At 47.9% G+C, this 19,847-nt stretch carries 21 protein-coding genes and 1 tRNA gene; 10 read left to right on the forward strand and 12 right to left on the reverse strand.

The genetic code is table 11. The features are described 5' to 3' along the window. The first annotated feature begins 39 nt into the window (after positions 1 to 39). The 3 genes from DET_RS06065 to DET_RS06075 are packed head-to-tail and all read left to right on the forward strand — an operon-like array spanning position 40 to position 3,039. Complete coding sequence (locus tag DET_RS06065) at positions 40 to 1,143, forward strand: ABC transporter substrate-binding protein (protein WP_010936865.1); 1,104 nt, start codon at positions 40 to 42, stop codon at positions 1,141 to 1,143. Between the two features lie 5 nt (positions 1,144 to 1,148). Then, positions 1,149 to 2,228, forward strand: coding sequence for a FecCD family ABC transporter permease (locus DET_RS06070; RefSeq protein WP_010936866.1), 1,080 nt, complete (start codon positions 1,149 to 1,151; stop codon positions 2,226 to 2,228). Then, positions 2,221 to 3,039 (forward strand): ABC transporter ATP-binding protein, encoded by an 819-nt coding sequence (locus DET_RS06075; protein ID WP_010936867.1) that lies wholly within the window; start codon positions 2,221 to 2,223, stop codon positions 3,037 to 3,039. Before DET_RS06070 ends, DET_RS06075 begins: the two co-directional genes overlap by 8 nt. Before the next feature lie 152 nt (positions 3,040 to 3,191). Here the strand turns inward: DET_RS06075 and DET_RS06080 are convergent, their stop codons facing one another. Beyond that, positions 3,192 to 4,007, reverse strand: a complete 816-nt coding sequence (locus DET_RS06080; protein ID WP_234943801.1) for an alpha/beta fold hydrolase — start codon at positions 4,005 to 4,007, stop codon at positions 3,192 to 3,194. A gap of 133 nt (positions 4,008 to 4,140) precedes the next feature. Here DET_RS06080 and DET_RS06085 point away from each other — a divergent pair, with 133 nt between their 5' ends. From DET_RS06085 to DET_RS06095, 3 genes are read left to right on the forward strand one after another with little or no spacing between them, the layout of a single operon-like run. After that, positions 4,141 to 4,620, forward strand: a complete 480-nt coding sequence (locus DET_RS06085) for a MarR family winged helix-turn-helix transcriptional regulator (protein ID WP_010936869.1) — start codon at positions 4,141 to 4,143, stop codon at positions 4,618 to 4,620. Between the two features lie 43 nt (positions 4,621 to 4,663). Then, a complete protein-coding gene (locus DET_RS06090; protein ID WP_010936870.1) occupies positions 4,664 to 6,889 on the forward strand; it encodes an ABC transporter ATP-binding protein in 2,226 nt (741 codons plus the stop codon). Continuing rightward, positions 6,886 to 8,799 (forward strand): ABC transporter ATP-binding protein, encoded by a 1,914-nt coding sequence (locus tag DET_RS06095; RefSeq protein WP_010936871.1) that lies wholly within the window; start codon positions 6,886 to 6,888, stop codon positions 8,797 to 8,799. The genes DET_RS06090 and DET_RS06095 overlap by 4 nt, the downstream gene beginning before the upstream one ends. Before the next feature lie 418 nt (positions 8,800 to 9,217). On the opposite strand, the gene DET_RS06100 is transcribed toward DET_RS06095, so the two are convergent. The 5 genes from DET_RS06100 to DET_RS06120 form a co-directional block, all read right to left on the reverse strand. Then, positions 9,218 to 9,901, reverse strand: a complete 684-nt coding sequence (locus DET_RS06100) for a hypothetical protein (RefSeq protein WP_010936872.1) — start codon at positions 9,899 to 9,901, stop codon at positions 9,218 to 9,220. A 173-nt stretch (positions 9,902 to 10,074) separates the two neighbouring features. Next, positions 10,075 to 10,275 (reverse strand): hypothetical protein, encoded by a 201-nt coding sequence (locus DET_RS06105; protein WP_010936873.1) that lies wholly within the window; start codon positions 10,273 to 10,275, stop codon positions 10,075 to 10,077. Between the two features lie 240 nt (positions 10,276 to 10,515). Then, positions 10,516 to 10,592, reverse strand: a tRNA-Val gene (locus DET_RS06110). Positions 10,593 to 10,639: 47 nt separating this feature from the next. Next, on the reverse strand, positions 10,640 to 11,287 hold the full coding sequence (locus DET_RS06115) for a biotin transporter BioY (RefSeq protein WP_010936874.1): 648 nt from the start codon (positions 11,285 to 11,287) through the stop codon (positions 10,640 to 10,642). A gap of 48 nt (positions 11,288 to 11,335) precedes the next feature. Continuing rightward, positions 11,336 to 11,572, reverse strand: coding sequence for a hypothetical protein (locus DET_RS06120; protein ID WP_010936875.1), 237 nt, complete (start codon positions 11,570 to 11,572; stop codon positions 11,336 to 11,338). Between the two features lie 143 nt (positions 11,573 to 11,715). On the opposite strand from DET_RS06120, the gene DET_RS06125 reads away from it, so the two are divergent. Further along, positions 11,716 to 11,967 (forward strand): EF-Tu/IF-2/RF-3 family GTPase, encoded by a 252-nt coding sequence (locus DET_RS06125; protein WP_011929242.1) that lies wholly within the window; start codon positions 11,716 to 11,718, stop codon positions 11,965 to 11,967. Here DET_RS06125 and ribE read toward each other — a convergent pair. From ribE to DET_RS06150, 5 genes are all read right to left on the reverse strand, one after another. Beyond that, positions 11,964 to 12,431 (reverse strand): 6,7-dimethyl-8-ribityllumazine synthase, encoded by a 468-nt coding sequence (gene ribE, locus DET_RS06130; protein ID WP_010936877.1) that lies wholly within the window; start codon positions 12,429 to 12,431, stop codon positions 11,964 to 11,966. The genes DET_RS06125 and ribE overlap by 4 nt on opposite strands. A gap of 26 nt (positions 12,432 to 12,457) precedes the next feature. Further along, positions 12,458 to 13,669 carry a bifunctional 3,4-dihydroxy-2-butanone-4-phosphate synthase/GTP cyclohydrolase II gene (locus DET_RS06135; RefSeq protein ID WP_010936878.1) on the reverse strand — a complete coding sequence of 404 codons (1,212 nt, stop codon included), beginning with the start codon at positions 13,667 to 13,669 and terminating at the stop codon, positions 12,458 to 12,460. A gap of 32 nt (positions 13,670 to 13,701) precedes the next feature. After that, complete coding sequence (locus tag DET_RS06140) at positions 13,702 to 14,319, reverse strand: riboflavin synthase (RefSeq protein ID WP_010936879.1); 618 nt, start codon at positions 14,317 to 14,319, stop codon at positions 13,702 to 13,704. A gap of 2 nt (positions 14,320 to 14,321) precedes the next feature. After that, positions 14,322 to 15,419, reverse strand: coding sequence for a bifunctional diaminohydroxyphosphoribosylaminopyrimidine deaminase/5-amino-6-(5-phosphoribosylamino)uracil reductase RibD (gene ribD, locus DET_RS06145; protein WP_010936880.1), 1,098 nt, complete (start codon positions 15,417 to 15,419; stop codon positions 14,322 to 14,324). A 149-nt stretch (positions 15,420 to 15,568) separates the two neighbouring features. Then, on the reverse strand, positions 15,569 to 16,333 hold the full coding sequence (locus tag DET_RS06150) for an SIMPL domain-containing protein (protein WP_010936881.1): 765 nt from the start codon (positions 16,331 to 16,333) through the stop codon (positions 15,569 to 15,571). Positions 16,334 to 16,455: 122 nt separating this feature from the next. Between DET_RS06150 and lepB the strand changes: the two genes are divergently transcribed. The 3 genes from lepB to DET_RS06165 are packed head-to-tail and all read left to right on the forward strand — an operon-like array spanning position 16,456 to position 18,135. Next, positions 16,456 to 17,016, forward strand: coding sequence for a signal peptidase I (gene lepB, locus DET_RS06155; protein WP_044026244.1), 561 nt, complete (start codon positions 16,456 to 16,458; stop codon positions 17,014 to 17,016). 2 nt (positions 17,017 to 17,018) lie between these two features. Further along, a complete protein-coding gene (gene pyrE, locus DET_RS06160) occupies positions 17,019 to 17,582 on the forward strand; it encodes an orotate phosphoribosyltransferase (RefSeq protein WP_010936883.1) in 564 nt (187 codons plus the stop codon). A 25-nt stretch (positions 17,583 to 17,607) separates the two neighbouring features. Continuing rightward, positions 17,608 to 18,135, forward strand: a complete 528-nt coding sequence (locus tag DET_RS06165; RefSeq protein WP_010936884.1) for a Holliday junction resolvase-like protein — start codon at positions 17,608 to 17,610, stop codon at positions 18,133 to 18,135. On the opposite strand, the gene mutL is transcribed toward DET_RS06165, so the two are convergent. After that, on the reverse strand, positions 18,132 to 19,832 hold the full coding sequence (gene mutL, locus DET_RS06170; RefSeq protein WP_010936885.1) for a DNA mismatch repair endonuclease MutL: 1,701 nt from the start codon (positions 19,830 to 19,832) through the stop codon (positions 18,132 to 18,134). The genes DET_RS06165 and mutL overlap by 4 nt on opposite strands. Between the last annotated feature and the right edge of the window lie 15 nt (positions 19,833 to 19,847).

The following is a 19,847-nucleotide window of genomic DNA, read 5'->3' on the forward strand; positions in this document are numbered from 1 at the left end:
AAGCAGCAATGAAAAACACAAAGAAAGGTAAGTGCAGTTATGAAAAAAGTTATCCCATTTATACTGGCACTCTCGCTGGTAGCCTGCACAGTGGCTGGCTGCGGAGATAGCCAAACAGATGACCCTTCAGACAACACCTCAACCCGTACTATTACTGACAGTGTGGGGCGTACGGTTGAAATCCCCACCGTAGTAGAGAAGATTGTCCCGCTGGGTAATACCCCCCGGATGATTAGTTATCTAGGTCTGGCGGACAAGGTAGTGGGACTGGGCGGCATGGATGCAAGCAATGTTACCCCGGTTACCGCCTACGCTTATGCCAACAAAGACGTATGGGCTAATGTACCCCTGGTGGGTACAGATGCCGCCGGAGCAACCGACTATTATCCGGAAGAAATTATCAGCTGTGACCCGGACGTAATCCTGTGTTCTTATACCAAAGAACTGGCTGATGAAATCCAGACCAAAACCGGTATTCCGGTAGTGGCAGTGCCTATGGGCACTTTATTCGAGACTGATTATAAAGATGCGCTCCGGCTGCTGGGAAATGTCTGCGGCGTGGGAGCCCGGGCTGAAGCCGTTATTACTTATATAAATGACTGCCTGGCTGATTTGGCCACCAGAACTGCCGGTATTCCGGACCAGGGCAAACCCTCGGTTCTGGGAGCGGCAGCTACCTTCAAGGGCATGCACGGTCTGGACGGAGTATATACCAAATATGCAGTTTTTGAGGTTATTTCCGCTAACGACGTTACCGAAGGCCTATCCAACACTTCCGGTGCTTTGCTAATTGACAAAGAGCAGATTATTGTCTGGAATCCCCAGTACATATTCCTGGACAGCGGCGGTGTTGGTCTGGTCAGGGCTGACTACAATGACAATCCGGGCTTATATGCCCAGCTGACTGCAGTGCAGAGCGGCAATCTTTATCAATATCCCAGCTCTACTTCATACTATTCCAACCTTGAAATACCCATTGTAAACGCCTATTATGTGGCCAGCCTGCTCTATCCGGAGCAGTTCAGTGACATAGACTTCAACCAGAAGGCTAACGAAATTTTCAGCTTTTTCCTGGGTATTGACAACTACCTGAGTATCTTAGAGTCTGCCGGGGCTGGTTACGGCAAAGTAACCCTTGGTTAGGATTGATGGAAGAAAACCGGACTAATCAATTTCATTTATACAATGCCTTTCTGAGGCGGAAAAGGCTGGTATTCCTGATTGCCGCAGTGGCAACAGTGGTGGCCGCCCTTTTCGCCGTGGGGGCAGGGTCTTTACATATTACCCTGCCGGACGTAGTCAAAACCCTTTTCGGGAACGGCTCCGACCTGTCCCAGATGGTTATCTTTAATATAAGGCTGCCGCGAGTGGTGGCCGCTATTGCGGTGGGGGCAATTCTGGCAGTTTCGGGGGCAGTAATGCAATGCGTCCTGCGCAACCCCCTGGCCTCAGCCTCCACACTGGGTGTCTCCCATGGGGCAGCCTTCGGGGCAGCCGTGGGTATTATCGTCTTTGGCGGCGGAGTGGTTAATTCAGACTCCGCCGCTACGGCGGTTTCCATAAATAACCCATATATTGTAACCCTGTGTGCCTTTATCTGCGGTTCTTTATCTACCTTTGTGGTCATACTTTTGTCCCAGCTTAAAAAAGATTTGGGGCCGGGCGGGCTTATTCTGGCCGGGGTGGCCTTAAGCTCTCTGTTTACCGGCGGCACAACACTCCTCCAGTATTTTGCTGACGAAACCAAAATCAGTTCGGTGGTTTTCTGGACATTCGGCAACATGGGGGCAGCCAGCTGGACGGAGATTCTGATACTTGCCATTGTATTTGCAGCTTCCATAACCTATTTCCTGCTTAACCGCTGGAACTATAATGCCATGGAAGGCGGAACAGACACGGCCAAAAGTCTGGGGGTCAATACCCGGGCAGTTATGCTTATCAGTATGTGCATCTGCACGCTGACCGCAGCGGTGGCGGTCTCTTTTGTAGGAATTATCAGCTTTGTGGGTCTGGTTGCCCCCCATATTATGCGCCGTTTTGTGGGCAACGATTACCGTTATCTTATACCCTGCTCCGCAGCAGCCGGGGCTTTGCTGCTGGTTCTGGCTGATACTTTCGGCAGGCTGGTTATTGCTCCCGTTATACTGCCGATAGGCGCCATCACTTCATTCCTGGGTGCTCCGCTATTTCTGTTCCTTTTATTCAGGGGGTTTAAGAGCAATGATTGAAATAAATGATGTCAGCTTTGCCTATAACAAGGCCGGCAAAAACGTGCTGGAGGATATCAGCTTTGACATTCAGGATAACCGCTGTATTGCCATTCTGGGCACCAACGGGGCAGGTAAAAGCACTCTGCTAAAGTGTATAAACCGTATTTGCCCCGCCCAGAAGGGGGTGGTAATGGTTAACAGTCAAAGTATTTTTGATATGAGCAGTAACGCTATAGCCCAGAATATTGCTTATGTGCCCCAGAACAACCGGGCTATAAACATGACCGTATTTGACACTATTCTGCTGGGGCGTAAACCCTACATCAAGTGGGATGCATCTCTGGAAGACCGGCGGATTGTATACGATATAATGCAGAAAATGAAACTGGAAGACTTTGCCCTGCGTAATGTCTCCAGCCTTTCGGGCGGTGAGGCTCAGAAGGTCATGCTGGCAAGGGCACTGGCTCAAGAGCCGAAACTGCTGCTGCTTGACGAACCTACCAGCAACCTTGACCCGCGTAACCAGCACGAAGTACTACGGATAGTAAAAAGCATTGCAAAAGAACATAATACCTGTGTTGCCATAATTCTGCATGACCTTAATCTGGCTATCCGCTACTGTGACCGTTTTGTCTTCCTGAAAAACTCCCGCATATTCTCTTACGGCGGGCTGGAGACCATGACACCCGAAAATATTGAATCGGTTTACCGTATTCATGTCCATATCATGGAATACATGAATATCCCGGTCATAGTACCCTTCCCGGACGAGAAAGTAGCACCGGAACTGCCCAGCCAAACTCTGCCTGAACCAGTCAGCGAAGCCTGAACGGCTGCACAGAAATAACGCCCACGATAAACACAGGCTTTCAACAGACCTGCTTATCTAGACACATAACGCGTCTGCCTTGGAATAACTATCCTGGTTGCTCTGTCTGTTTTTACAGGGTTTTTTAAAGTACCGAAGATGCCGCTCTGGCGTCAATTTCCGGTATGTGAGTAATACCAGATTTCCTGTTTGAGTACCGCCATAAATTCTTGCCGCGCATACTGCTCATGCCACGGGCAGTGACCGCACCGTCTGAGCAAAACCGATGAAAACCCGGTCAGATTGTCTCCTAAATATTCAAAGACCGGTTTTGCCGGGTGAGAGTCATAATCCCCGTGGATAGCAACCACCGGACATTTCAGCAAAGCCAGATACCCTGCAAATTTATTTCCCTGCCGCAAAGCAAGTGCCTCCTGCCAGACAGATTTATATGTTTGGTAACTGCACTCTGCCGCTGTATCAGGCAGATTCAGAGAAGAATAGGTATCCGCCTGCAGAAACAGTTCCCCTATTTCGGTCATAGCCCCATCAGCAACAGCAGTATTATCAGCTTCAGCCAGCAGACGGTTCAAAGCTGTTAATCTACTCTTCTGTTCTGTATTCAACCGCCCCAGGCGGATATCAGCAATGCCATTTGCTTCTGCCTGACAGAATGGCGGGCAAGATACCAGTATCAGTTTTGAAATATACTGCGGGCAGGCCGCTGCCAGCATAATGCCCAGCCACGCCCCCCATGAATAACCCAACAGCACTACTTTTTGTTGCCCCGTACGGGCAATGTCCCGCAGATAATCTATCTGCTCCTTTATGCTGAGACTGTAAAGACGCGGCTCAATAACCCCCTTTATTGGGCTTATATCCTCTGCCAAGTGAGCCAGTTCCCCGCCTGCACCCGGCCCGCCATGCAAAAACATCAAAGTGTACGGCGGTTTTCCGTGCAGAACAACCCGGTCGGTCAAATCACCCATACCAGAATATTAGCACTACCGGCCTTTAAACCAAATGGTTTTTTGCTCAAACCAAACATTCTCTTGACAAATATCTGTTTAGATACTAAATTATATAGTAACTAAACTATAAAGGGCGGGTTTCTAAAGGGAGATGCCTGAAAAACAGTTTCCGGGAGAATCCGATACTGCAAGGTATGAGCTGTTACAGCGGCTGCTGCTCCGTATGTTTTCTTTAATGAAAAATGTTCAGCGGGATGCTTCAGTCATAAAGCCCTCCCTCAGCCCTCCCCAGGCCAGATTGGTCTTGATAATAAGCAGGTACAGTGATTCGGGAATATCCGTCAAGGAGCTAGCCCGCCTGACTTCAGTAACCCCCGGTGCTATTACCCAATTTATAAATACCCTGGTTGACAAAAAACTGATAACACGGGAAACAGACCCGGCTGACAGACGCAGTATAAAGATAAAGCTGACCCCGTCTGCCAGAAATGAAATCCATCAGTTCAAAAATGTACTTTTCAACTCTGCAGCTAAAAAATTTGATGCCCTGAATACTGATGAACTTAAAGAAATCACCAGAATAATGGCCAAGGTCAACCCCGAAATAATTACCAAAGAAGAAATGTTTTAGCCCAGTAACAGATATATTGCCTTTGTATCAGAAGGAGATACCCTTGTGGAAATTAATTAAGTCACTCAAACCGTTTACCCTGTCTGTCATATTTATTTTTATCCTGCTGCTGGGTCAGGCCATGAGTGACTTGTCCTTGCCGGACCTTATGTCAAAAATTATAAACATAGGCGTACAGCAACAGGGCATTGAAAACGCCACCCCTACAGCCATACGTTCCAGCGAAATGTCCCGCATACTCCTTTTTGTAGACAGTGAAGACAAGGCAGCAGTCACCGGGTACTACATACTGCTGGATAAAAATTTGCTGTCTGCCGCTGAATATAACCAATACCTGGAGTCCTATCCCGGTTTGGCAAACGAACCTATATATAAGCTGAATACTGATGATGAAAATGCCCTGAACCGCTTAAACACCGTTATGCCTCTGCCGATACTGATGGTATCGTATATTGAAAACGGGACGGCGGCTGATATTCTGGGTGGCCAGTTTGAATTGCCTGACGGAGCAGATATATTTGAGGTACTGGCAAATTTACCGGCAGAACAGCTTGATGCCATTATCCAGAGTGCCAAAAGCCATCTGTCCGCTATACCCGAAAGTATGGTTGCCCAATCCGCCGTAAGTTATCTGGCCACAGAGTATCAAACTATCGGCATTGACCTGAACAGGCTGCAAATGAACTATATGTTCAGAATCGGCGGGCTGATGCTGCTGCTTACGCTGGTCAGTGTAACCCTTTCGGTTACCGTAGGATTTCTGTCCGCAAGGGTAGCCGCAGGCTTCGGCAGGGACACCCGCCGCAAGGTTTTTACCAAGGTGGAAAGTTATTCCAACAGCGAATTTGATAAATTTTCTACGGCCTCTCTTATAACCCGCTCTACCAATGATATCCAGCAGATACAAATGATACTGGTCATGCTGCTCAGAATCGTGTTCTACGCCCCTATTATGGGTGTAGGCGGCATAATCAAAGCCCTAGGGCAGGATGTATCCATGTCATGGATTATTGCCTCCGCCGTAATGGCGATACTGGCTATGATAAGCGTGGTTTTCGCAGTAGCAATACCCAAGTTCAGAATAATCCAGAAGTTTGTTGATAAATTAAATCTGGTTACCCGTGAGATGCTAAGCGGGCTGATGGTTGTGCGCGCATTTAACAAGCAGCAACTGGAAGAAACGAAATTTGAAAAAGCCAACGCAGACCTTACTAAAACATCTCTGTTTATCAACCGGATAATGGTATTTATGATGCCGGCCATGATGCTGATAATGAACGGGGTGGGGGTGCTGATTATCTGGGTGGGAGCACATCAGATAGATGCAGGTGCCATGCAGGTAGGCAATATGATGGCATTTATGCAATACTCCATGCAGATTATTATGGCCTTCCTTATGGTCTCCATGGTATTTGTAATGATGCCCAGAGCTACCGTATCCGCCCAACGCATTGCGGAGGTACTGGAAACTGAACCGGACATCAAGGACCCCGAAAACCCCATAAGCTTTGATACCGACACCAGAGGCAAAGTGGAATTCCAAAAGGTAGGTTTCAAATACCCCGGCGCAGATGATTATGTCCTGAAGGATATTTCTTTTGCTACCAAACTCGGGCAAACTACCGCCATTGTAGGCGGCACAGGCAGCGGCAAATCAACTCTGGTTAATCTCATTCCCCGCTTTTACGATATAACCGAAGGCCAGATTTTGATAGATAACACGGACATCCGCAGTGTCACCCAGTATGCCTTGCGGGATAAAATCGGATACATCCCCCAAAAAGCCAGCTTATTCTCCGGCACTATAGAGAGCAATATAGGGTATGGAGATGAAAATGCGGATGAAGATTGGCTAAAGAAAGCCGCCCGGATAGCCCAGCTGACAGAATATATTGACATCGCCGAAAACGGCCTCCAAACACCTATATCGCAGGGAGGGGCAAATATATCCGGCGGTCAAAAACAAAGAATGGCTATTGCCAGAGCCATAGCTAAACAACCTGAAGTATATATCTTTGATGACAGCTTTTCCGCCATTGATTTCAAGACAGATGCAGCTCTGAGAAAAGCCCTTAAAAAAGAAACTCACAATGCTACGGTCTTGATTGTAGCCCAAAGGATAAATACCGTTATGCATGCCGAGCAGATTATCGTGCTGGACAACGGGCGGATTGCCGGAAAAGGCACCCACAAAGAATTGATGGAAAACTGCACGGTATACCGCGAATTGGCCCTCTCACAGCTATCCACGGAGGAGTTATCAGCATGAGCCAGAACAGAAATACCCCTCAGTTACGAATGCCGATGGGCGGCAGACCTATGGGCGGCGGCATGCACATGGGCGGCGGACCTATGGGCGGAATGCGAATGGCACAATCAGGTGAAAAGGCCAGAAATTTTAAGGACACCATGGCCAGCCTTTTGAAATACCTGACACCATACCGCTTTCCGCTTATTATTGCTCTGGTATTAGCCATTTTTGGTACGGTATTTACCATTATCGGCCCGAAACTGTTAGGCAATGCAACCACCAAGCTTTTTGAAGGCTTGGTCAGTAAAGTTACTAATGCAGCCGGTGCCGACATTGATTTTACCTATATCGGCAATATCGTACTGATTCTGGTCGGGCTGTACGTAATCAGTGCCATATGCAGCTATATTATGGGCTACATAATGACCGGCGTATCCATCAAGGTTACCTATGACCTGCGCAAGCAGATAGCTGAAAAAATAAACCGCCTGCCAATGAAATTCTTTGACAACAAGACCTACGGCGAAGTGCTGAGCCACGTAACCAACGATGTTGATTTGATATCCAACACCCTGACCCAAAGCATGTCACAAATGGTTACCTCTATAGTTACCATACTGGGCGTGCTGGTGATGATGTTTACTATAAACTGGATTATGGCACTGGCTTCGCTGATAATAGTCCCCATCTCTATAGGCCTGATTTCAATGATTGTCGGGCGGTCCCAAAAATATTTCCGCAAACAACAGGACTATCTGGGTCATATAAACGGCCATGTGGAAGAAATGTATTCCGCCCACAATGTCATGAAAGCCTTTAACGGTGAGGCAAAATCCATAGCCAAATTCAAAGGGCTGAATGAAGAGCTATACAGTGCATCCTGGAAAGCCCAGTTTTTGTCCAGCATTATGATGCCCATGATGAACTTCATAGGCAACCTGAGTTATGTGGTTGTATGTATTCTGGGCGGCTTTTTGGCCATACAAAAAACTATTCAGGTAGGTGACATACTGGCCTTTGTCCAGTATGTCAGGTCATTTACCCAGCCGCTGGCACAAACCGCCAATATTGTAAATGTACTCCAGTCTACAGCGGCAGCAGCCGAGCGTATTTTTGAATTTCTGGGAGAAGACGAGGAAGTACCCGAACCGTCTAACCCGGTTAGCCTGAAGGATATTTCAGGTGCTGTCAGCTTTAAAGATGTGTCCTTTGGCTACAGCCCGGCTAAAACCATAATTAAAGATTTTAATGCGGATATAAAACCCGGCCAGCGGGTAGCCATTGTAGGCCCTACGGGTGCGGGGAAAACCACCATGGTCAAACTGCTGATGCGCTTTTACGACGTAAACAGCGGGGCGATTCTGGTAGATGGGGTAAATATCCAGGATATAAAGAGACAGGAATACCGGAGTGCTTTCGGCATGGTACTTCAAGATACCTGGCTCTTTAATGGCAGTATTATGGATAATATCCGCTTCGGCAAGCTGGACGCAACTGACGAAGAGGTTTATACCGCAGCCAAAACTGCCTACGTAGATCATTTCATACACACCCTGCCTAGCGGGTATGAAATGATAATGAACGAGGAGTCCAGCAATATTTCCCAAGGTCAAAAACAGTTGCTGACCATTGCCAGAGCCGTTTTGGCCAACCCCAAGATTTTAATTTTGGACGAAGCTACCAGCTCGGTAGATACCAGAACCGAAATGCTGATACAGCAGGCTATGGAAAATCTGATGAAAGGCCGTACCGCATTCATAATTGCCCACCGCCTGTCCACAATCCATAATGCAGATATCATACTGGTAATGAAAGACGGTGCAATTGTAGAACAGGGCAGCCATGAAACACTGCTTGAAGCAAACGGATTTTATGCTTCGCTATATAACAGCCAATTTGAAGCAGGGCCGGCAGAAGCAGACTCTTAATCCGGTTGTTACCCCGGCACAGCCGCTCTTACAAGCTTTGCAGTGGGTTAACTATATATTGAAAAGGCAGAACGTGCAGTCTATAGGGGTTTTGTGAAAAAATACGCATCAGAGATAACGAAGTTAAGCTGGAATATTTTGTGCAGGCGGCGGAAATAAGTACGGATAAGAGGGTTCTGCCTATTGTACAAGATGGTGGGCGGTAGTGGATTTGAACCACTGACCCCCTGCGTGTGAATCATATCCCTAGCCTGCTTTTTAGTAGTGTTAAAGCTAAACTCTTGGCTGGTGGTAACACTGATTTTAGCTTTACAAGCTTATTTTCAGAGATCAATTTGCTAAACATTAGTGCCAAATTAGTGCTACAAATATTTATATGTGAAAATCAATGATAGTTACTTGCCTTATTTATTAGGTTCTAAATCTGCAGTCTGCTTGCTTCTTTCCACACATTCATATACCAGTAAACAGGAAAGATAATTACATTTACCAGTATGAGCAGAACTATCCACAGCCCCTTTTGATTCGAAGCAACCAAGCTGTTTCTGGTGGCATCTATTATGTATAGAGCTAGGATTGCTATCCCCACAGCATAGCTGGCAATCCCAAATGTATAAAACAATCCCTCATTATTTAAGGAAATGCGGGCTATACCGCCTATAACACCTAACACTAAAGGTAATAATCCGCCCACCAACAGCATTATTTTAAAACCCGCAGATTTGCCTTCAAAAAGACCTCGCTGCGCCCTGACTGGTTCTTCCGTAACAACCGTAGCAGACTCTTTGGAATTTTTATATATGTGGAAATACCAATAAAAAGGGAAAACCCCAAAATGGCCGGCAATCAATAAAAACACCCAGAACGCCCTTTGGTTCTTTGCTACCGTCTTATTATGGAACACATCTATTATAAGGATCACCCAGGCCAAGATAAACATAATGATCGGGAAAAACAATAACGCTTGGGATAGTGTTTCAGATAAGCTCCCGATGTCAATAAGGGGTTCACTTCCTACACCTGTAAAGACATAAAGGATTGGATATATGCTCAAGAAAAATGTCATTATTTTATAAATAGGTAATTTTATTCTAGTTTTCATATCGAATCCCGTTCTTTTTCTGAAGTTCTTTATTTTATTCCAACTATTTGCATCCTCAGACGGCCGATATCCTGATATATAACAAATTATAAATCTAACGGCAAAGATGTCAACATAATGGTTATATTAAACTAATATTATACGCCATTACTCTAGTTGCCTCATCCTATCCTCTAAATTTCCGCACTCATCTTAAAGGCAGTTTCCAAAAGATGATTACTGGGCTCGTCTATGTTGGAAACCAGTCCTTGCCTCTTGACCACATCGTCCTTGAATACTTTGAAAGGAAGCATCTCATACAGGTCTTGTTTGAGCTTTACCATTCCAATAACTAATCCCATGTCAAAGTTTAAAGAAGCTACCGCAGAAACCATACAACCCCTTACTTGTCAGATAAAATGGGCATACCTTACCTGCTGGGCCTTCATCCGGATAACCCTGGATACTTATAGCCATGCAACCCATAGCTTACAACAAGTCGCCACCAGTAAGCATGCCATTACTGTTTTGGCTGAAACAGTTATTAGCTGAAAGAATGTAGTGCCAAATTAGTGCCACCAATAAAAACAGCCCCCATGACACTAACATCATGAGGGCTGTTTACGTTTAAAGAATGGTGGGCGGTAGTGGGGTCGAACCACTGACCTCAGCGATGTCAACGCTGCGCTCTAACCAACTGAGCTAACCGCCCAAGAGACACATATTTTACTAGCTTAGCACCTTAGCGTCAAATAAGACTTAGAAGATATTCCAACCCGCCATTTTATGGGCATCCAGTTCATTGCCGAAAGCCTTTTTAGGGGTGACACCCTTTACAATAAGGGCGGCAACACCTATCTTGATGATATCCCCGGCAATAAAAGGCACCAGCCCCATAGACAGCAAAGCAGTAAAGCTGACCGGCTGACCGACGACAGATGACAGCCAGTAGTTAAGCCAGAAAAGACCGGGTATATATACCAGGGCAAAGTTTGCAAATAGCATCAGGCCGAACATGGTGGTAAAGCTGCGCGCCCGGATATACCTGTCAGCAAAATATCCCAGGAAAAGAGACAGGCAAACGAATCCCACCAGATAACCGGCAGTTGCGGTTACACCGGCACTCCAGCCGTTGAAAACAGGCATACCAGCCCAACCGGCCGCTGCGTATATGGCAACAGCCGCACCACCCCACCACCTGCCCAGCAAAACAGCTGAAAGCAAGATGGCAAAAGTATGCAGTGTAACAGGTATGGGAGTCCACGGCAGGGGCAGTTTTATCTGGGCGGACAGGGCAATCAACCCCGCAGCCGCCAGAGTAAGGCCGATTTTAGCCCATATATTTAAAGCACTACGCCGCTTAAAGACATCATAACGGAACTGACTGAGCGTACCTGTCATTTGCATATGTACATACCTCCCATAACATGATAATGAAAAGTGATGCAGGAAAAACTACTTGGATACAGTGGGTCTGCGGTTGCCTACCAGAGCAATATCCAAATTCTTGCCGCAGTGGGGGCAAGTAGTGGATATAGTTATCGGCTGGCTCATCACCCGTTCAACCACTGCTGAAACTACCGAATCAATATTATCCAGCCTTTGGTCAAAAAGCTCCAGACGGTTATTGATATCGTCCAAGCTTATATCGTCACTGTGCTTTTTCATGGAGGGCTTGTCTTTGTTTGCCAAGTGATACCTCCGTTCAGATTTAACCCATTATAAGTAAGAAAGCAGAACATGTCAAAACATTTAGCGGGTTTTCGGGCAAGGGTATTGCCTGCGGGTGTATGCGGTTTTATACTGAAAGCGAGAGGGCGGAAACGGAGAAGGAAATGCCTGAACTGCTGGTAGGTACGGTTTCCGATTATTTTGCCCATCCCGGGGTGGCTGGTATAGACCTGATAGACCAGCTCAAAGTGGGGGATACCATACGTATAGAAGGCCATACCACTGACTTTGAGCAAGAAGTAGATTCCATCCAAATAAATCATGCCAACCTTACCGAGGCCAAAGCCGGCGATAGTGTTGGCATAAGAGTCTGCGACCGGGTACGGCCGGGAGATATGGTTTATAAAGTTACTTAGCCGAGGTTTTTCATCAAATTGGCCACTTCAATAGCCTGAGTAGCAGCATCAAAGCCCTTGTTGCCCATCTTGGTGCCTGCCCGCTCAATGGCCTGTTCAATGCTATCTGCGGTTATAACCCCGAATATCACCGGCAAAGACGCATCCAGCCCTACTCTGGCAATACCCTTGGAAACTTCGCTGGATACATATTCAAAATGGGGGGTACTGCCCCGGATAACCGCCCCCAGACAGATAACCGCATCGTAGCGGCCGCTCTTGGCCAGTTTCTGAGCTACAAGCGGAATTTCAAAAGCACCCGGAACCCAGGCTACGTCAGTATTGTCGGCACTTACCCCGTGGCGTTCCAGACTGTCTTTAGCCCCTGACAGCAGCTTTGAAGTAATAAATTCGTTAAAGCGGGATACCACCAGAGCCACTTTCAAACCCTGCCCGTTTAAAACACCTGAAAACTCTTTACCCATTTTGCCTACTCCTTAAGATGTATCTCTTAGTTTGTTTTGTCTACGTTTAACAGATGGCCCATTTTTTTCTGTTTGGTTTCCAGATAATGGCGGTTAAAACTGTTAGGTTCAACTATAATAGGCACGGTCTCAACTACCTGAATACCGTAACCCTCCAGACCTACCACCTTTTTGGGGTTATTGGTCATCATCCGGATTTTACTTAAGCCCAAATCTACCAGTATCTGAGCACCTATACCGTATTCACGCAGGTCAGGTGCAAAACCAAGTTCAATGTTAGCCTCAACCGTATCCAAACCCTTGTCCTGCAGGGCATATGCGCACAGCTTGTTATGCAGGCCTATGCCGCGGCCTTCCTGCCGCATATAAAGCAGCACTCCCCGCCCGGCTTTGGCTATTTGATTAAGCGCCATATCCAGCTGCTCACCGCAATCACAGCGCTTGCTGCCAAAGACATCACCGGTGATACATTCGCTGTGTACCCTGACCAAAACCGGCTCCGGGCCGGAGATATCTCCCATTACCAGAGCAATGTGTTCGTCAGCATCAAACTGGCTTTTATAGGCAACCGCTTTAAACTGTCCGTGAGAAGTAGGCAGTTCGGCTTCGGTTATCTTTTTAACCATTTTTTCGGTACGGCGGCGGTAGGAAATTATGTCCTTAACGCTTATTATCTTTATAGCCCATTCGGCGGCTTTCGCTTCAAGCTGGGGCAGACGGGCCATAGTGCCGTCATCATTCATAATCTCGCAAAGTACACCGGAAGGGTACAGCCCGGCCATCCGGGTTAAATCCATAGAGGCTTCGGTATGCCCCGCCCGTACCAGCACCCCGCCTTCGCGGGCGCGCAGGGGGAACATATGTCCGGGCATGGCAATATCTTCACGGGTAGCCGCCGGGTCTATCAAAACCTGCACTGTAGCCGCCCGGTCAGCCGCTGAAATACCGGTAGTAACTTTTTTACGGGCTTCCACCGAAACGGTGAACCCGGTGCTGTAAGGCGAGGTATTTTCCGTAACCATCATAGGTATTTTCAGCTGTTCAAGCCTTTCGGCAGTGAGTGAAACACAAATAAGGCCGCGGGCATTTTTTGCCATGAAATTTATGGCATCAGGCGTGACCATTTCAGAGGCCATGACCAAATCACCTTCATTTTCGCGGTCATAGTCATCTACTACAATAACAAAACGGCCGGCCTTTATATCTGCAATAGCATCTTCAACACGGGCATTAGGCATAAAATATACTCCCCCTGAAAAACTAAAATAGCTTAAAAACCGTTTTCGGCCAGAAACTCCGGGCTTATGCCCCGTTCTGTCCGGCACAGTTTCTCCACGTATTTACCTATTATATCAGTTTCTATGTTTACCGTATCCCCCGGCTTTAGCAGACCCAGATTAGTTGATTTGCCGCTCAGGTTCACCAGCGAAATGGAAAAACGCTTTGCCTGTAAATCTGTAATAGTTAAACTGACCCCGTTGACCGCCACAAATCCCTTATGAACCATATAACGGGTAAGGTCTTGGTCTGTTTCAAAGGTAAGCAGGCGGGCGCTGCCGTCAGGTACGGAGGAAACTAACCTGGCAGTGCCGTCTACGTGCCCCTGCACCAGATGCCCGCCCATTCGGCTGTTTAGAGTAAGTGCCCGTTCCAGATTTAGAGGTGAATCAGAAGACAGTTTGCCCAGATTGGAAAGACGCAGGGTTTCGGGCATGATATCCGCATGAAAAGAAGAACTGTCAAAACTGGTAACTGTCAGACAGACGCCATTGACCGCTATGCTGTCACCCACTTTCAGTGATTCCAGCACCAGCTTTGCCCCAATGTGCAAATAAGCGGGGTTTCGGGCTTTTAAAAAGCCAAGTTCCTCAACTATGCCTGTAAACACGGTTACTCCTTAATAACGTAACCGGAAATCAACACGTCCTGTCCGAATGCGGTAGTGGTAATATCCCGAAGCTTGGCTGAGTCTGTAATCAGCTCCGCCCCCAAACCCGCAACCGGTATTTTAGCGTCCTTGCCGCCTATTATTATGGGGGCGACAAATACCAAAACCTTGTCCACCAGTTTAAGGTCAAAAAGCGAACCCAGCACAATGCCGCCGCCCTCTACCAGCACACTGGTTACCCCGTTTTGCCCCAGATAACGCAGCAGGGATTTTAAGTCTACCAGCCCCCGTTCATCCGGCATTTCCACCACTTTTGCCCCGACCTCATCATACGCCTGTTTCTCTTCGGGGGTAAGCCCTTTGGCTACAGCTACAATGGTATTGCCGGGAACATGAAAAACGTTGGAACTCAAAGGTGCCCGGCCGTTATCATCAATAATTACTCTGGTGGGCTGGCAATGTGAAGTACCGCCCCGCCCGCAGTTTACTCTGGCTGTCAGGTGGGGGTCATCTTTGAGGATAGTATTAAGCCCGGCCATAATCACATCTGATATATGGCGGATATAATGGGCAAAATGACGGGATTCCTCGTTGGAAATCCACTTGGAATCACCGGTGCGGGTACCCGTTTTGCCGTCAAGGCTCATGGCGTATTTGGCAGTCACAAAGGGCATGCCGGTGGTAATATACTTGAAATAGGCTTCATTCATCTGGCGGGCTTCACGCTCCATCATGCCCAGATGAACCTTTATACCGGCATCTTCCAGCTCTTTCTTGCCCTTGCCGGAAACTAAGGGATTATCATCCAGGGTGGCAATATAAACCTCTTTGATGCCTGATTCTATAATAGCCACAGTGCAGGGCGGGGTCCGCCCCTGGTGGCAGCACGGCTCTAAAGTCACATATAAAGCAGCCCCTTTGGCCTTTTCGGCAGCCTGCTTCAAAGCTACTATCTCAGCGTGGTCACCGCCGGGCGGCTGGGTAAAGCCCTGACCGACCACTTCGCCGTTTTTTACAATGACAGCCCCCACCGCCGGGTTAGGACTGACCTGACCTATAGCCAGCTTGGCAAGCGACAAAGCCTGAGACATATATTTCATAGCGCTGGCATTCTAGCATCAAATCTTCATTTTTTGCAAACCCGCACTGGTTTTAATGATTTACTATATATCAGGGTAATACGTATATAAAAAGCCGGAGCCGCTTTTAAAAAGCGGCTCCGAATCAGCTAGACTTGGATATTCCGGGTTTATTTTATACTGTAAACAGCCTGGACAGTTACCGTTACGGTGGTTTCCCCTGAACTAATGGGGGTAATTTCAGGAGCAGAGCTTACCATACCTGTATCTTTGGAGTAATCCCAGCGGGGTATATAGTTGCTGGTTTCGGTGATGTAGATAAGTTTACCCAAAGATATACCTGCTACCGAAGCCATCTGTTCGGCTCTGGCCTTGGCATCCTGAATAGCCAAAGTGCGGGCCTGCTCATAAGCGGCAGAGGGGTCATCTATTGAGAAATACAGCCCGTTTACCCGGCTGTCATCTCCGCCAGCCCTGACGGCCTCATCCAGAATACTGCCGGTCTGAGCAATCTGGCGGATTTTTACCTCAGCCTGATTGCTTACCCTGTAACCTACAATAGTCGATCTGTTATCAACCCATTCGGTAACAGGAGAGATATAGTAGCTGCTGGTCTTGATATCGGTTTCCAGCACTCCGTTGGCTTTGAGAGAGTTTATAATGGCGTTCATAGCCTGGGCGGCCTGGGCCTGGGCGGCATCAATACTGGCACCCATGCTCTCTACCCCCAGGGTCAAAATGGCTACATCAGGGCTTACAACTACCTCACCGCTGCCGTTTACCCAGACACCAGTATTCTGCTGGCTCCAGATAACACCGGGGCTGTCCGTTGTATCTGTTTCATCAGTAGTGCTGGCAGCACAACCCACTACGCCTCCGGCTAGTGAAACTACCAGTAACCCGCTTACTATAGGCAATAATATTTTTTTGTCCATCCTTACCTCCTTGATATTCAAATAATATAACGCCCCAACCAAAAAGAAGTTAGCAGCGTTTTAAAAAATTGGATGGATTTTTTGTAGAATGAATATCAGAAAGGTTGTATAATTTGCCCCAGATGAATGCTGCAAACTTGAAAAGCCTCCTGATGGAACTAGCCGGTATAATCCTGGTAGCTTTGGTTATCTTCGGAATATCAAAAGTCACCCTGTCCTACTCTATTGTAGACGGAAGCAGCATGGACCCCACCCTCAAAGACGAACAGCGCCTGCTGGTAAATAAGCTTGCATACCTGTTCGGAGAACCCCAGCGGGGCGATATTATAGTTTTCCCCCCTCCGGAACAGTATTCTTATGAAAATGACTTTATAAAGAGGATTATCGGGCTGCCGGGTGACTCGGTAGAAGTAAAAGAAGACGGTACAGTCTATATAAATGACCAACCCTTATCCGAGCCGTATGTTGTTTATCCCAAAGCTTTCCCCACCACCAAGGTTTATGTGCCGGAAGGGCAGTACTATGTAATGGGAGACAACCGGGTAGTCAGTCTTGACTCCCGTTACGGGTTTTTTGTGGCCAGGGAAGATATTGTGGGCAAGGCCTGGGTATCAGTCTGGCCTCTGGGTGAATTTCACTTCTTGTCTGTTTTGCCTATTTTGCTCATAATGAAACGGGATTAGTTATGGAAGACGTAGAAACACTCTTTGAAAAGACCGGAGCAATACTGAAGGGTCATTTTCTGTTGACTTCGGGACTGCACTCCCCCATTTACTGGGAAAAATTCAGAATCATTGAAAACCCGGAATATAACCAGCAGCTTTGCGGCATGATAGCCGAGCATTACAAAGACAAAGGGATAGAACTGGTAGCCGGCCCTACCACCGGGGGTATAGTTTTAGCCCATGAAATAGCCCGCCAGATGGGGCTGAAATGTGTTTTTGCCGAAAAAATTGCCGACAGCGAGCGCGGTTTCCGGCGGGGTTTCGTAATAAAACCGGGAGCCAAAGTGCTGGTGGTAGATGATATATTAACCACCGGCAAATCTGTCCGCGAGGTGCTGGCTGCGGTTAAAAAAGCCGGGGGTGAAGTGGCAGGCATAGGCGTACTGGTAGACCGCTCTGATACCGCTCTGCAGTTTAACGCCCCTGTTTTCAGCTGTCTGCGTTCAGCCACCACTACTTACAAACCGGAGGATTGCCCGCTTTGCCGCCAGGGTCTGCCCCTGACCAAACACGGCAGCAGTTAAAACCCGCCTAGAAAGGTTTTAAAGTATGGATACTCCCCTAATCATAGCCCTTATTGTAGTTATTACCGCCATACTTTCCATTTTTGCGGTTTATTATTATATGCGCTGGTCTTTTGAAAAGCGGTTTAAACGCTGGCAGGATGCGGCGGTAATCCTCTGGCAGAAAGATATGGAGCGGGTGCAAAAACAGTCTGTTGCCCAAAGCCGTGCCACTCTGGGTGGCCGCTTTGCCGAACAGTTAACCCCTTACCTGCCCGAGTTTAAATATGACCCCACCGAAGCCCGTTTTCTGGGCAGCCCCATAGACCTTATAGTCTTTCCGGGACTGGCACAGGGCAATCCCCGTGAGATAGTTATTGTGGAAGTAAAAACCGGCAAGCACTGCCAGCTGACAGATTCCGAAAAGAAAATCCGCCAGCTTATAGAAGACGGCATGGTACGCTGGGAGCTTATCCAGCCGGGGGTACTGCTGGAAAAACCCCTGCAGGAAATACTTGAACGGAATACCCCTGAGGAAGACTGCCCCCAAGAGCCGCTGGCAGATACCGACTAAGTACGCTTGAAGTCTTTTTCAAGCTGGCAAAAGTCTATTTTTACAATAGTGGGACGCCCGTGAGGGCAGTGGCCGGGTACAGCGGTTTTCTCCAGTTTCAGCAGCAGTTCACGCATCTCCGCCTCGTTAAGCACCTGTCCTGCCCGAACTGCGGTATGGCAAGCCATCAGCCGCTGTAAACGTTCCTTTATCTCTGCCGGGGCATCTTTGGGATTATCAACAAGCTCTGAAAGAAGGGCTTTGGCCTGGGGTGCGGTAAAACCGGCCGGAATTGATTGCACACGGTAGACTCTGCGGCCGAATTCTTCTATTTCAAAACCCATTAAATCCAGCTCTGATTTGCATTTTTCAATCATGGCTTCCTGCACCGGGTTTAGTTCCAGTATAAACGGATCAAGAAGGCTCTGGCGCGCATTTTCAGAGGGGGTTTGTGAGGCAATTTCTTCATAACGGATACGCTCATGGGCGGCGTGCTGGTCTATTATGTAAAGCCCATCCGGCCCTTCGGCCAGCAGGTAAAGGCCGCCTATCTGCCCCACCAGCCGCAGCAGCGGCAAAACCGATGTTTTAGCACTCTGGATAACAGGCGAAAAATACTGCTGGACAGTACCGGCGGGTTTTGGAGTCTCACCCCAGATTGGCTCTTGTCTGGCAGATTCCTGCCGGTAAACAGACGCTTCTTCGGCTATATGAGGAGTGGGTGGCTTCTCCACCAGTACCGAACGGACTGCCCGCTGGACAGCGGTAAAAACGGCACTTTCATCTGAAAATTTAACTTCTGCCTTGGTGGGGTGAATATTTACATCTACCAGCGCCCCATCCAGCCATATATTTATAACCCCCAGAGGGTAACGCCCCACCATAAGCAAGCCGCTGTAGGCCTGTTCTGCCGCTTTTTGCAAAGCCCTGCTCTGGATAAGGCGGCGGTTAACAAAGAAATGGAGGGAATTACGGTTGGAACGGCTGATTTCAGGCGGGCTTACCAGACCGCTGATATTTATGGCAGATGAACGGTAAGAGTCTGTTTCCAAATCCAGCATTTTACTTGCAACGTCGTTTCCGTATATTTCCAGCACGGCATCCCGCAGTTTGCCGTTGCCGGGGGTATTTAAGGTATTCCGCCCGTCAATGCTCAGAGTAAACTTGACCTCAGGGTAAGCCAAAGCATAGCTCAGCACCACTTCCGACACTTTGGAGGCTTCATGCTGGGGGGTTTTAAGGAATTTCAGGCGGGCAGGCACCCGGCTGAAAAGGCGGGTGAGCTTTATAGTAGTACCTGGTGAACGTGCCATACGGGTATGCTTAACCATTTCGCCGCCGGACAAAGACAAATAAGTGCCGCTTTCTTCAGTTCGGGCAGCCGTCAGCATTTCCAAATCTGCCACCGCCGCAATACTGGGCAGGGCTTCACCCCTGAAACCCAGACTGGAGATAGCATAAATATCTTCAAAGCTGGAAAGCTTGCTGGTGGCATGGCGTTCAAAGGCCAGCAAAACTTCCGAAAAAACTATGCCGCACCCGTCATCACTTACTTCTATATAGCCAATGCCGCCTTCGCGGATAACAACATCCACCCGTTTAGCCCCGGCATCAAGAGAGTTTTCCAGCAGCTCTTTGACCACGGAAGACGGCCTTTCAATGACCTCTCCGGCGGCTATGCGGGCAATAGTTGCCTTGTCCAGCAGTTTTATAGGCATAAAATACTTTCTTTC

The sequence above is a fragment of the Dehalococcoides mccartyi 195 genome (assembly GCF_000011905.1).
GTDB classification, from domain to species: domain Bacteria; phylum Chloroflexota; class Dehalococcoidia; order Dehalococcoidales; family Dehalococcoidaceae; genus Dehalococcoides; species Dehalococcoides mccartyi.

Excerpts from the sequence above, each read along its gene's own strand:
- DET_RS06075 (WP_010936867.1), top strand. The coding sequence starts at position 2,221 with ATGATTGAAATAAATGATGTCAGCTTTGCCTATAACAAGGCCGGCAAA.
- ribD (WP_010936880.1), bottom strand. The coding sequence starts at position 15,419 with ATGAAATATATGTCTCAGGCTTTGTCGCTTGCCAAGCTGGCTATAGGT.
- DET_RS06125 (WP_011929242.1), top strand. The coding sequence starts at position 11,716 with ATGCCTGAACTGCTGGTAGGTACGGTTTCCGATTATTTTGCCCATCCC.
- DET_RS06165 (WP_010936884.1), top strand. The coding sequence starts at position 17,608 with ATGGATACTCCCCTAATCATAGCCCTTATTGTAGTTATTACCGCCATA.
- mutL (WP_010936885.1), bottom strand. The coding sequence starts at position 19,832 with ATGCCTATAAAACTGCTGGACAAGGCAACTATTGCCCGCATAGCCGCC.
- DET_RS06070 (WP_010936866.1), top strand. The coding sequence starts at position 1,149 with ATGGAAGAAAACCGGACTAATCAATTTCATTTATACAATGCCTTTCTG.
- DET_RS06115 (WP_010936874.1), bottom strand. The coding sequence starts at position 11,287 with ATGCAAATGACAGGTACGCTCAGTCAGTTCCGTTATGATGTCTTTAAG.
- DET_RS06100 (WP_010936872.1), bottom strand. The coding sequence starts at position 9,901 with ATGAAAACTAGAATAAAATTACCTATTTATAAAATAATGACATTTTTC.
- DET_RS06095 (WP_010936871.1), top strand. The coding sequence starts at position 6,886 with ATGAGCCAGAACAGAAATACCCCTCAGTTACGAATGCCGATGGGCGGC.
- ribE (WP_010936877.1), bottom strand. The coding sequence starts at position 12,431 with ATGGGTAAAGAGTTTTCAGGTGTTTTAAACGGGCAGGGTTTGAAAGTG.
- DET_RS06135 (WP_010936878.1), bottom strand. The coding sequence starts at position 13,669 with ATGCCTAATGCCCGTGTTGAAGATGCTATTGCAGATATAAAGGCCGGC.
- DET_RS06085 (WP_010936869.1), top strand. The coding sequence starts at position 4,141 with ATGCCTGAAAAACAGTTTCCGGGAGAATCCGATACTGCAAGGTATGAG.
- lepB (WP_044026244.1), top strand. The coding sequence starts at position 16,456 with ATGAATGCTGCAAACTTGAAAAGCCTCCTGATGGAACTAGCCGGTATA.
- DET_RS06150 (WP_010936881.1), bottom strand. The coding sequence starts at position 16,333 with ATGGACAAAAAAATATTATTGCCTATAGTAAGCGGGTTACTGGTAGTT.
- pyrE (WP_010936883.1), top strand. The coding sequence starts at position 17,019 with ATGGAAGACGTAGAAACACTCTTTGAAAAGACCGGAGCAATACTGAAG.
- DET_RS06080 (WP_234943801.1), bottom strand. The coding sequence starts at position 4,007 with ATGGGTGATTTGACCGACCGGGTTGTTCTGCACGGAAAACCGCCGTAC.
- DET_RS06105 (WP_010936873.1), bottom strand. The coding sequence starts at position 10,275 with ATGGTTTCTGCGGTAGCTTCTTTAAACTTTGACATGGGATTAGTTATT.
- DET_RS06065 (WP_010936865.1), top strand. The coding sequence starts at position 40 with ATGAAAAAAGTTATCCCATTTATACTGGCACTCTCGCTGGTAGCCTGC.